8 protein-coding genes and 1 pseudogene are annotated in these 11,281 nt (G+C 73.1%); 5 read left to right on the top strand and 4 right to left on the bottom strand.

Annotated elements, in window-relative coordinates; translation table 11 throughout:
- Window positions 1-218: pseudogene (locus tag E2E34_RS24665) on the top strand (SGNH/GDSL hydrolase family protein); the annotation flags it as partial.
- Window positions 215-3,823: a hydantoinase B/oxoprolinase family protein gene (locus E2E34_RS24660; RefSeq protein ID WP_138904112.1), complete on the top strand. Its 3,609-nt coding sequence runs from the start codon at window positions 215-217 to the stop codon at window positions 3,821-3,823. The pseudogene E2E34_RS24665 and the gene E2E34_RS24660, both read left to right, overlap by 4 nt.
- A 69-nt stretch (window positions 3,824-3,892) precedes the next feature.
- Here the strand turns inward: E2E34_RS24660 and E2E34_RS24655 are convergent, their stop codons facing one another.
- Genes E2E34_RS24655 through E2E34_RS24640 form a run of 4 tightly spaced genes read right to left on the bottom strand, consistent with a single transcriptional unit; the run spans window position 3,893 to window position 7,462 of the window.
- A complete protein-coding gene (locus E2E34_RS24655; RefSeq protein WP_138904111.1) occupies window positions 3,893-4,762 on the bottom strand; it encodes a 5-oxoprolinase subunit C family protein in 870 nt (289 codons plus the stop codon).
- A complete protein-coding gene (locus E2E34_RS24650) occupies window positions 4,759-5,376 on the bottom strand; it encodes a 5-oxoprolinase subunit B family protein (protein WP_138904114.1) in 618 nt (205 codons plus the stop codon). Before E2E34_RS24650 ends, E2E34_RS24655 begins: the two co-directional genes overlap by 4 nt.
- Before the next feature lie 5 nt (window positions 5,377-5,381).
- On the bottom strand, window positions 5,382-6,188 hold the full coding sequence (locus E2E34_RS24645) for a LamB/YcsF family protein (RefSeq protein ID WP_244316058.1): 807 nt from the start codon (window positions 6,186-6,188) through the stop codon (window positions 5,382-5,384).
- Window positions 6,185-7,462, bottom strand: coding sequence for an MFS transporter (locus tag E2E34_RS24640; protein WP_138904110.1), 1,278 nt, complete (start codon window positions 7,460-7,462; stop codon window positions 6,185-6,187). Before E2E34_RS24640 ends, E2E34_RS24645 begins: the two co-directional genes overlap by 4 nt.
- Before the next feature lie 169 nt (window positions 7,463-7,631).
- Between E2E34_RS24640 and E2E34_RS24635 the strand changes: the two genes are divergently transcribed.
- The 3 genes from E2E34_RS24635 to E2E34_RS24625 all read left to right on the top strand — a co-directional run bounded on the left by E2E34_RS24635 (window position 7,632) and on the right by E2E34_RS24625 (window position 11,084).
- On the top strand, window positions 7,632-8,345 hold the full coding sequence (locus E2E34_RS24635; protein WP_138904109.1) for a GntR family transcriptional regulator: 714 nt from the start codon (window positions 7,632-7,634) through the stop codon (window positions 8,343-8,345).
- A 92-nt stretch (window positions 8,346-8,437) separates the two neighbouring features.
- The gene (locus tag E2E34_RS24630) at window positions 8,438-9,964 is read left to right on the top strand and encodes a hypothetical protein (protein ID WP_138904108.1); all 1,527 of its coding nucleotides are present in this window, start codon (window positions 8,438-8,440) and stop codon (window positions 9,962-9,964) included.
- A 163-nt stretch (window positions 9,965-10,127) separates the two neighbouring features.
- On the top strand, window positions 10,128-11,084 hold the full coding sequence (locus tag E2E34_RS24625) for a hypothetical protein (RefSeq protein WP_138904107.1): 957 nt from the start codon (window positions 10,128-10,130) through the stop codon (window positions 11,082-11,084).
- Window positions 11,085-11,281 lie beyond the last annotated feature (197 nt).

Here is an 11,281-nt window from a genome sequence, read left to right as displayed (position 1 = left end):
CCCGCGCGGCCGCCCTCCGGTGGCTCCTGACCGCCGGCACCGGCTGGCTGGCGCGCCGCTCCACCGACCTGCTGCCGCAGCTCCTGGCCCTGGCGGCGACGGAAGTGCGCCACGGGGCGCGCGGCACCGGGGGGCGGCTCGACCTGCGCGCCTCCCAGGCCCTGTCGGCCGCGCTGGCCGCCCTGCCGGCGCCGCCGCGCGCCAGAATGGGGGAATGAGCGGGCGCTGGGAATTCTGGGTCGACCGCGGCGGCACCTTCACCGACGTGGTCGGCCGACGGCCCGACGGACGGCTCGTGACCCGCAAGCTGCTCTCGCACCACCCCGAGCACTACCGGGACGCGGCCGTCGCCGGGATCCGCCTGCTGCTGGGCCTCGCTCCCGGCGAGCCGGTCCCGGCCGACCGGATCGACGCCGTCCGGATGGGCACGACGGTGGCCACCAACGCGCTCCTCGAACGGCGGGGCGAGCCGACCGTACTGGTCGTCACCGAAGGCTTCCGGGACGCGCTGCGCATCGCGTACCAGAACCGCCCCCGGCTCTTCGACCGCCACATCGTCCTGCCCGAGGCGGTGTACGAGCGCGTCGTCGAGGTCCCCGAGCGGATCGACGCGCACGGGACGACCGTACGGCCGCTGGACCTGGCGGTCGTCACCGCCCGGCTGCGCGCCGCACGCGGCGACGGTCTGCGCAGCGCGGCCGTCGTGCTGATGCACGGCTACCGCCATCCGGCGCACGAGCGGGCCGTCGCCGCCGCGGCGCGCGAGGCGGGGTTCACCCAGGTCAGTTGCTCGCACGAGGTCAGCCCCCTGATCAAGCTGGTGCCGCGCGGCGACACGACCGCGGTCGACGCCTACCTCTCACCGATCCTGCGCCGGTACGTCGACGAGGTCGCCGAGGAACTGCGGGGCGTGCGCCTGATGTTCATGCAGTCCAACGGCGGTCTGCGGGAGGCGGCGCACTTCCGCGGCAAGGACGCCGTCCTCTCGGGGCCGGCGGGCGGCGTCGTCGCCATGGCCCGTACCTCGGAGCAGGCCGGGTTCGGGCGCGTCATCGGGTTCGACATGGGCGGCACGTCCACCGACGTGTCGCACTACGCCGGCGCCTTCGAAAGGGACTTCGGTACGCGGGTGGCGGGCGTACGCATGCGCGCTCCGATGATGGACATCCACACCGTCGCGGCGGGCGGCGGCTCCGTGCTGCACTTCGACGGCAGCCGCTACCGTGTCGGGCCCGACTCGGCCGGCGCTGTTCCCGGGCCCGCGTGCTACCGGCGCGGCGGCCCCCTCACCGTCACCGACGCCAACCTGATGCTGGGGCGCGTCCAGCCGGACCACTTCCCCGCCGTCTTCGGGCCGCGCGGCGACCAGCCCCTCGACGTGGAGACGGTGCGCCGCCGGTTCGCGGACCTCGCCGACGACATCGCGCGGGCCACCGGCGTACGGCGCGGCCCCGAGGAGGTCGCGTCCGGCTTCCTCGACATCGCGGTGCTCAACATGGCGAACGCCGTCAAGAAGATCTCCGTACAGCGCGGGCACGACGTCACCCGGTACGCCCTCACCAGCTTCGGCGGCGCCGGCGGACAGCACGCCTGCGCGGTGGCCGACGCGCTGGGCATCGGCACGGTGATCGTGCCGCCGCTGGCCGGAGTGCTCTGCGCCTACGGCATGGGACTGGCCGACGCCACCGCCATGCGCGAGCAGTCGGTCGAGGCGGAGCTCGACGGGGCCTCACTGGGGCGCGTACGCGAACTGTGCGACCGGCTGGCCCGCCGTACCCGCGGGGAACTGCGCGCCGACGGCGTCGAGGACGCGGCGATCACCACGCACGCGCGCGTGCTGCTCCGTTACGCCGGTACGGACGCGAGCCTGCCGGTGCCGCTGGGCGGCGTGACGGACATGACGGCGGCCTTCGAAGCGGAACACCGCGCGCGGTACGCCTTCACCATGGACAAGCCGCTGGTCGTCGAAGCCGTGTCGGTCGAGGCAGTCGGGACGGCGGGAGCGAACGTTCCCGGGAACGTCACGCGGGAGCGGCCGCGCGCGGGAACGGCGCGGCCCCGTGCCACGGTCCGGATGTTCACCGAGGGACGGCCCCGGGACACCCCGCTGTACCGGCGCGACGACCTGCTGCCCGCCGGCACCGTAGAAGGACCCGCGATCGTCGCCGAGGACGACGCCACCACCGTGGTCGATCCCGGCTGGCGCGCGTCCGCCGGAGAGCACGGGCATCTGCTGCTCACCCGCGTGCACCCGCGCCCCGCCACGACGGCGGTCGGAACGGACGTGGACCCCGTCATGCTGGAGGTGTTCAACAACCTCTTCATGGCCGTCGCCGAGCAGATGGGCGTGCGCCTGGAGAACACCGCCCACTCCGTCAACATCAAGGAACGCCTGGACTTCTCCTGTGCCCTGTTCGACGCGCACGGGAACCTGATCGCGAACGCCCCGCACATTCCCGTGCACCTCGGCTCGATGGGCGAGTCGATCAAGGAGGTGCTGCGGCGCAACGAGGGCGCCATGCGCCCCGGCGACGTGTACGCCGTCAACGACCCGTACCACGGCGGCACGCACCTGCCCGACGTCACGGTGGTGACACCCGTCTTCGACGCCGACGGGGGGCCGCTGCGCTTCCTGGTGGCCTCGCGCGGACACCATGCCGAGATCGGGGGCATCACGCCCGGCTCGATGCCCGCCTTCAGCCGCACCGTGCACGAAGAGGGCGTCCTGTTCGACAACTGGCTCCTCGTGAGGGACGGCGTGTTGCGCGAGGCCCGGACGCGGGAGCTGCTGACCACCGCCGCGTACCCCTCGCGCGACCCGGACGCCAATCTCGCCGACCTGCGCGCGCAGATCGCGGCCAACGAGAAGGGCGTCGCCGAACTGCGCCGCATGGTCGACGAGTTCGGCCTCACGGTGGTCCAGGCGTACATGCGGCACGTCCAGGACAACGCCGAGGAGTCGGTGCGCCGCATCGTGGCCGGGCTGCGGGACGGCGCGTACGCCTACGAGACCGACAGCGGAGCGGTCATCCGTGTCGCCCTGCGGGTGGACCGCGACGCGAGGAGCGCGGTCCTCGACTTCACCGGTACGGCGCCCCAGCAGCCGGGCAACTTCAACGCCCCCAAGTCGGTGGTCATGGCGGCCGTCCTGTACGTCTTCAGGACCCTGGTCGCTGACGACATCCCGCTCAACAGCGGCTGCCTGAAACCCCTGGACGTGCGCATCCCCGAAGGGTCGATGCTCGCGCCCGTCCCTCCGGCGGCGACCGTGGCGGGCAACGTCGAGACGTCCCAGGCGGTCACCGGCGCCCTGTACGCCGCCCTGGGCGTGCAGGCCGAGGGCTCCGGGACGATGAACAACGTCACCTTCGGCAACGACCGCGTGCAGTACTACGAGACCGTGGCGAGCGGCTCGGGGGCGGGCGACGGCTTCCACGGAGCCGACGCCGTGCAGACCCACATGACGAACTCGCGCCTCACCGATCCCGAGGTGCTGGAGTGGCGCTTCCCGGTGCGCCTGGAGAGCTTCGCCGTGCGGGAGGGCAGCGGCGGAGACGGCCGGTGGCGGGGCGGCCGCGGCGTGGTGCGCAGGATCCGGTTCCTGGAGCCGATGACCGTGGCCCTGCTCTCCGGCCACCGCCGCGTCCCTCCGTACGGCATGGCGGGCGGCGCCCCGGGAGAGACCGGCGGCAACCTCGTCGAGCGCGCCGACGGCACCGTCACACGGCTGGCGGGCTGCGACACGGCCGACGTCGGCCCCGGGGACGTCCTGGAGATCCGCACGCCGGGCGGGGGCGGGTACGGCGCACCGGGCGGTTCGTGAGCGCCTGAGAGGGCCGCTGAGGGCCTTTGGGAGCCTATGGGGGCCGTCGGTGGCCTCACCCGCCGCCTCTCAGCGCCTCTCCGTGAGGACGAAGCGGAGGGGCGTGCCGGGTGCGGCCTGGGCCGCCGCCGCGAGGTCCCGCTCCTTCACGACGGCGATCACCGGATACCCGCCCGTGGTGGGGTGGTCCGCCAGGAACACCACGGGCCGCCCGTCCGGGGGCACTTGCACAGCCCCGAGGACCATGCCCTCGCTGGGCAGCTCGCCGTCCACGGCGCGCTCCAGAGGGGGGCCCTCGGTGCGCAGTCCGATGCGGTTGCCGGCGGGGGAGACCCGGTAGACCGCCGTGACGAGCGTGCGCAGCGCCCGTGCGGTGAACCAGTCCGTACGCGGCCCCGGACCGGCCCGCAGCACCAGTTCGCGCGGCGGACCCTGCCAGGGCACGGCATCAGCGTACACCGGCGGCCCCGCCACCGGGCCCAGCGGCAGCACCGTGCCGTGGGTCAGGGGAGCGGGCCCGAGGCCCGACAGGAGGTCGGTCGAGCGGCTGCCCAGTACGGGTTCGCACGCGACGCCTCCGGCGAACGCGAGGTAGCTCCGCACGCCGTCCGCGGCGCTTCCCACGTCGAGTACCGCTCCCGCCGCCACACGCACCGGCGCGCCCCAGGCCGCGGGACGGCCGTCCACGGTGACCCGGCACGGCGCACCGGTCACCGCGACGGTGACCGCGCAACGCGGCCGTACGGCGCAGCCGCTGAGCGTAGTCTCCAGAACGGCCGCGCCGAGCGGATTGCCGACGAGCCGGTTCGCGAGATCGCGCGCGGGCTCGTCCAGCGCACCCGAGCGCGGCACCCCGAGGTGGGCGTGACCGGGCCGCCCCCGGTCCTGCACGGACGTGAGCGCACCCGCCCGCACCACGGCGAAAGCCCGGTCCGTCACCCTTCCTCCGGTACGAAGCGCACCCGTGTGCCCGGGGTCAGCAACGCGGCGGGCACGCGCGCGTGGTCCCACAGCACGGCGTCGGTCGATCCGATCAGCTGCCAGCCGCCGGGTGACGAACGCGGATACACGCCGGTGTACGCGCCGGCCAGGGCGACGGCTCCCGCCGGCACAGCGGTGCGCGGCGTGCTCCTGCGCGGCACGGCGTACCGCTCGGCGAGGCCGGTCAGATAACCGAACCCGGGCGCGAACCCGCAGAAGGCCACCCGGAAGGGCGTTCTCGCGTGGATCCGCCCCACTTCCCCGGCCGGTACGCCCCACAATTCGGCCACCGCCGCCAGGTCGGGACCGTCGTACCGCACCGGGAGCTCGACGGTGCTCCCGGCGCCGGACACGAGGGCCGGGATCTCCCAGTCGGCGAGCCCCTTCGCGAAGCGCGCGGGATCGTCGAGGCCGTCGAGCAGCACGGTGCGCGCCGCCGGAACGATCTCCCGCACGGCGGGGAGCGTGCCCCGCGCGCGGCGCCTCAGCAGCTCGGCGTGGAACGCCTCGGCCTCCTCGCCGCTGCCGAGCTCGACCAGCAGGGCGCGGTCACCGGCCGGCAGCACCCTCATGGTGCTCATGCGAACGCCTCCACGCGTACGCCGGCGTCCTCCAGGCGTTCCCGTACGCGGCGGGCCAGGTCGACGGCGCCCGGGGTGTCGCCGTGCAGGCACAGTGAACGTGCCCGTACGGCGACCCGCCGTCCGCACAGTGAGGTGACGACACCGGAACGGGCCATGGAGAGGGAGCGCTCGACGACCGTTCCCGGGTCGGTGACGACGGCGTTCTCCTGAGCGCGCGGAACGAGCGTCCCTTCCGCCGTGTACGCGCGGTCCGCGAACGCCTCCGCGACGACGGGCAGCCCGGCCTTCGCGGCGATGTCGAGGAACCGCGAGCCGGGCAGTCCGAGGACCGGCCGGCCGCCGCCCGCGAGCAGCACACCGTCGACGACCGCGGCGGCCTGTTCCTCGTCGCGCACCACGCGGTTGTAGAGCGCTCCGTGCGGCTTGACGTACGACACCCGTGAACCGGCCGCTCGCGCGAACACTTCGAGCGCCCCTATCTGGTAGGCGACTTCGGCGGTCAGTTCCGCGGAAGGGACGTCCATCGAGCGCCGCCCGAAGCCCGCCAGATCGCGGTACGACACCTGGGCGCCGATCCGCACCCCGCGCTCGGCCGCGAGCTCGCAGACCCGCCGCATGGTCGCCGCGTCGCCGGCGTGGAAGCCGCACGCGACGTTGGCACTGGTCACCACGGAAAGCAGCTGTTCGTCGTCGGTCAGCCGCCACCGTCCGAAGCCCTCCCCGAGGTCGGCGTTGAGATCGATCGCAGCCGGGGCAAGGTCCGTTCCCCTGTCCGGTGCCGCGCCGTTCACGAGCGTCACAAGAGTTCCTTTCCGCGCGTCTCGGGAAGCCCGAGCAGCGCCAGTACGGCGAGTCCGTAACCGACCGCTCCGAAGATCAGAGCGCCGCCCACTCCCCAGCTGCCGGCCAGGAAGCCCACGAGCGTCGGGAAGAAGGCACCCACGGCACGCCCCGTGTTGTACGTGAATCCCTGCCCGGTCCCGCGAACGGCCGTCGGATAGAGCTCACTCAGGAACGAGCCGAACCCGCTGAAGATCGCCGACATGCAGAACCCCAGGGGGAAGCCGAGGACGAGCACCACGTCGTTCGCCCCGGAGGGGATGTTCGTGTATGCCACGACGCAGGCGGCGGAGAGGAACGCGAAGAGCGCGATGTTCTTCTTGCGGCCCAGCCTGTCCGTGAGGTATCCGCCGGTCAGGTAGCCGATGAAAGCACCGGAGATCAGGAACGCCAGGTAGCCGCCGGTGCCGACGACGGTGAGGCCGCGCTCCGTCTTGAGGTAGGTGGGCACCCAGGTGGCGAGCGTGTAGTAGCCGCCCTGGACACCGGTGGAGAGCAGCACGCCGAAGAGCGTGGTGCGCAGCAGGTCCTTCCTGAAGATCGCCGCGAACGAACCCTTGTCGCTGCTCGCCAGACGCCGCCGGGTCGCTTCCGGGGCGTCGCTGACATGGCGGCGTACGTAGATCACCAGAAGCGCCGGCAGGGCGCCGGTCCAGAACATCACGCGCCACGCCGTGTCCGGGTCGAAGTACTGGAAGACCACGGTGTAGACGACGACCGCGAGCGCCCAGCCGACCGCCCACGCGCTCTGGATCGCCCCGAGCGTTCGGCCGCGGTGCCGGGCGGAGGAGTACTCCGCGACCAGGATCGCGCCGACCGCCCACTCGCCGCCGAAACCGAGGCCCTGGAGCGCCCGGAAGACCAGCAGAGTCTCGTAGTTGGGCGCGAAGCCGCACAGGACGGTGAACAGCGCGTACGTGATCACCGTGATCATCAGCGCCTTGACCCGGCCTATCCGGTCGGCGGCCATGCCGGCGATGGCGCCGCCGATCGCGGAGACGACCAGGGTGACGGTCGTGAGCAGTCCGGTCTGCCCGGTGCTGAGGCTGAAGTACGCGGAGACGGCGACCATGCTCAGCGGCAGCGTGAAGAAGTCGTAGGAGTCGAGGGCGTATCCGCCGAACGCCCCGCCGAAGGCCCGGCGGCCGCGTGGGCCGAGGGCGCGCAACCAGGCGAACGCGCCGCTGTCGTCGGGGCGTTCGTCCTGCTTCGGCTGTTCCTGGGTGGTACTCATCTGCACCTCGCGAAGGGGAGGAGTGCGCTGGAGACCGTGCGGTGACGCCAAGGTAGGGGATTGTTGAACGATCCGACAAGAGTCATGTCGGCTCGTCGCTGCTTCTACGATGAGGAGCGCGCGACGGGCGAGAGCGGCCGGCGCGGGAGAGCCGAGGGAGACGCGTGCTGTGAGGACGACCGAGCCCACAACCGGCGGACTGGCCGACGACCGCCCGCTGCTGGGCCGCACCAGCACGGCGGAGCGCGTCGCGGACATCCTGCGCACCCGGATCGCCGAGGGGTACTTCCCGCCGGGGGAGCGCCTTTCGGAGGACGCCATCGGCAAGGCGCTCGGCGTCTCCCGCAACACCCTGCGTGAGGCCTTCCGGCTGCTGACCCACGAACGGCTCCTGGTTCACCAGCTCAACCGGGGCGTATTCGTACGAATCCTGGCTATTGAGGACGTAGAGGACATCTACCGCATCAGGCGTCTGGTCGAGTGCGCCGTCGTCCGCGGCCTCGGCGCGCCGCCCTTCGCCCTCGACGGCCTGGACAAAGCCGTCGGCGACGGTGAGCGGGCGGCCGGCGGGCAGGAATGGGCGGGGGTGTCGACCGCCAACATCCACTTCCACCGCGAGCTCGTCGCCCTCGCCGCCAGCCCTCGCACCGACGAACTGATGCGCGGCGTCCTGGCCGAACTGCGCCTCGCCTTCCACGTGGTGGCCGATCCCCGCCGGCTGCACGAGCCGTATCTCGTACGAAACCGGCAGATTCTGGAACGGCTGCGCGCCGGCGACGGCGCGGGGGCCGAGCAGCTGCTCGCCGCCTACCTCGACGACTCCCGCGGCCAGCTCGTCGAGGTCTACGCACGCCACATCGAGGCCGGGACGCCCGGCACTTGAGAGCCCCCGGGCGCCGCTGATCCGGTCCCGCGCGACGGGTCGCTTCTGCGCCGTTTCGACCGTTGTCGGTGCGAGGACCTAATCTGTGCCACGTGACTTCGCCAGCATCGACGGAATTCGTTCCGCCCCAGCTCAGCGCGGGGCCGCGGCCCGCGCAGGGCCCGGCCGCCGACGAGGGGCTCGCGCGGCGGCTCCGCGCGCTCGCCTGCACGGCGCCGCTGCACGATCTCGACGTACGCAAGGCGAATCTCGCGGGCGAGTACTCGGTCTACGCGATGGCCGAGGTGGCCCTCGCCGCGATCGACCTCGTCACGCTCAACATGGACTTCGACACCGGCGCGGACCACGAGCAGATAGTGGCCAGGCTGCTCCCGCGCGTCGCCGCCCAGGCCCCGCACCGCCCGCTCGCCGAGCACGAGCGCGTCGCCCGCTGGGTCCTGGAGAACCTGATCAACGTCGGGAGCGTGGATCGCGGCTTTCGCGCGGTGTACGGCACTTTCGGCCCCGACGGGGCCTATGTCCGCAGAGACTACGACTTCAAGCTCATCGAGGAGGTCCCCGGGTACGGCGGCGGCGTCTACCTGCGCACCACCGACGAGGCGGTCAACGTGCTCGTCGGCGCCCTCGACACGGACGTCACCAGCGCGCAGATCGCCGCCGAGGTCAAGCTCGAGGTCCTGATCAGCCGGGGCCGGCTCGCCGACGCCCAGCTCGCCGCCGAGCAGGCCCGTTACCGGACCGTGCAGTACGCCGAGACGCTCCGCAGGACCCTGGAGGCGACCCGGCGCAACGTACGCGCCGTCGACTGGCTCAACGCGGTGCCCGACATGATCGCCGAGGCGCTCGACCACGTAGCCGACCGCTACCGGCACGAGAACGCGATCCTCACCAACATCCGCAAAGCGCGGGACGAGGCCGAGGAGCCCGAGAACAAGCGGCGCGCGGCCGAGCTCGTCGACATCGTCAAGGACTGCATCCGCAGGCACACCCAGCTCCAGTCGCGGCTGCTGGACGCCGGTCCGCTGTTCCGCGCCGAGCAGGACCGCCAGGCCTTCGCCACCCCCACGGCGGGAGCCGGACTCGATCTGTACGGCCAGCTCCTCGCCCCACTGCTGCCGCTCCCCGTCGAGCAGGCGATCCGGGTCACCGACGCCTTCTTCGCGCACGGCACCGGCCTGCGCACCCCCGTGTCCGTACGCGTCGGGGACCTGGTCGACATACTGCTGACGCCGCCGGTGGAGCGCGAACACCTCGGCGCCGAGATGCCCGAGCCGGACCTGATCGCCACCCCCGACGACAGCCGCTTTAGCGAGGAGCAGCTGGCGAGCGCGATGGAGCTGCTCGACCTGCCGCACGACGCGCCGCGCCGGCTGTCCGGACTGCTCGCCGAAGCCAGGCGCGCCGACCCCGATCTGCCGTACCTCGTCGCGCTGCTCGCCGTCCACGCGGCGAGCCCGCCCGTCGGCACCGCGTACCGGCAGGGCGAGAAGCGGCTCCTGTTCGCCGTGGACGACGGCACGCAGCTCGACGACCCGGAGTTCGGCGGCGCCGACCTGATAGTGGGTACGGCGCTGCTCGACGCCGCCGGCATGGCCGCGGACCGGACGGAGGCGGCATGACCACACGAAGGCTGCCCGGCGGGGCGCGGTCCGGCCACGCCGTGCCGCACCTCGGGGCCCGGGTAGGAGCCCGTCACGCCTGCGCCGGCACGCCAGGCGCTCCCGGGCGCCTCGCCCCACCCGTACCGAGAACCGAGAACTTCCGCACCGAGGAGCACCAGTCGTGAGCGACCACCGCGCAGAGCACGCCGACGCGTGGAGCGAGCGGGCGGTCGCCGGCGCGACCGACACCGCGGACCCCGGCCCGGCGGCCGTGCCCGGCGAGGCGGCCGCGCCGGCCCCCTCCGCCGGGCACGGCGCTGTGACGCCCGCCGACGCGGCCGACGCCGCCCGGCTCGTGTCCTTCGGCCTCCAGCCCAAGCTGCTGCCCGCCCGTGACATGGAGTACGCCGACCTCCTGCGCCGCTACCGCGAGGAACCCGCCTTCGCCCGGCTCGCCGACGCCGTCGCCACCGGACTCGGGCTCGTCGTCCTCGAAGTGTCCCCGCGCGCCGGCATGGCGGTCTGCGCGGCGGAGGACTCCGTCTTCGCCGTACGCATGGGCGACTACGCGCGGCGCGCCTCGGCCGACTCCGCCGACCGGTTTCTGCACGGCCTCGCCCACCTCGCCGTCGCCGCGCTGGCCTTCCCCCGCCCCGAAGACCTCGCCGACGACGGCTACATCGGCCGCATCACGGTCAACGGCGTCGACGCCTTCGTACGGCAGGCCTGCCGCCGCTTGGAGGAGCGCGCCGACGAGCAGGGCGAGAACACCGACCCGGCCACCGAGGCCCCGGGCCTCGAAGCGGCCTGGCGGATCTACGCGCGCCGCAGCGCGACCGGAGCCACCAAGGACGCGCGCCGGCTGGCCGGTTCCACCACGGGCATCGTCGGCAAGGCCGTCGCCTTCCTCACCGACTCCGGCTTCCTGCACCGCACGGGTGACGACGCCGGAGGGGCGTACCGCACCACCGCCCGCTACCAGCTGCAGGTGCGCGACATGGCGGGCAGCGCCGCCATGGCCGAGCTGCTCGAACTGGGCGTGGTCCCGGTCACCGACGGCAGCGCGACGCTCGTGCCGCCGTCGGACGCCGAGGACCTCGAACTGACCGCCGAGGCCGGCCTGCCCTTCCACGCCTGACCGGCCGACCGGCCTTCGCACCCCTGCCGCTTCACGACTTACGACGAGAGTCCGCCGCCATGTACGAGTTGTCCCGGGTCCGCCTCTACTCCATCGGGCCCGCCGGTGCGCGCTACGCCGACACCGTGCTTGACCTGCGCGGAGTCGGCGAGCCCGTGCCCAACCCCGCGCCCACCCAGGCGGAGTTCTTCCAGGAC

This window comes from Streptomyces albidochromogenes (assembly GCF_005981925.1).
GTDB classification, from domain to species: Bacteria; Actinomycetota; Actinomycetes; order Streptomycetales; family Streptomycetaceae; genus Streptomyces; species Streptomyces albidochromogenes.
Note: the sequence above shows the minus strand (reverse complement) of the source record. Positions and strands in the feature narration are given on the sequence as shown.

Excerpts from the sequence above, each read along its gene's own strand:
- E2E34_RS24640 (WP_138904110.1), bottom strand. The coding sequence starts at position 7,462 with ATGAGTACCACCCAGGAACAGCCGAAGCAGGACGAACGCCCCGACGAC.
- E2E34_RS24660 (WP_138904112.1), top strand. The coding sequence starts at position 215 with ATGAGCGGGCGCTGGGAATTCTGGGTCGACCGCGGCGGCACCTTCACC.
- E2E34_RS24650 (WP_138904114.1), bottom strand. The coding sequence starts at position 5,376 with ATGAGGGTGCTGCCGGCCGGTGACCGCGCCCTGCTGGTCGAGCTCGGC.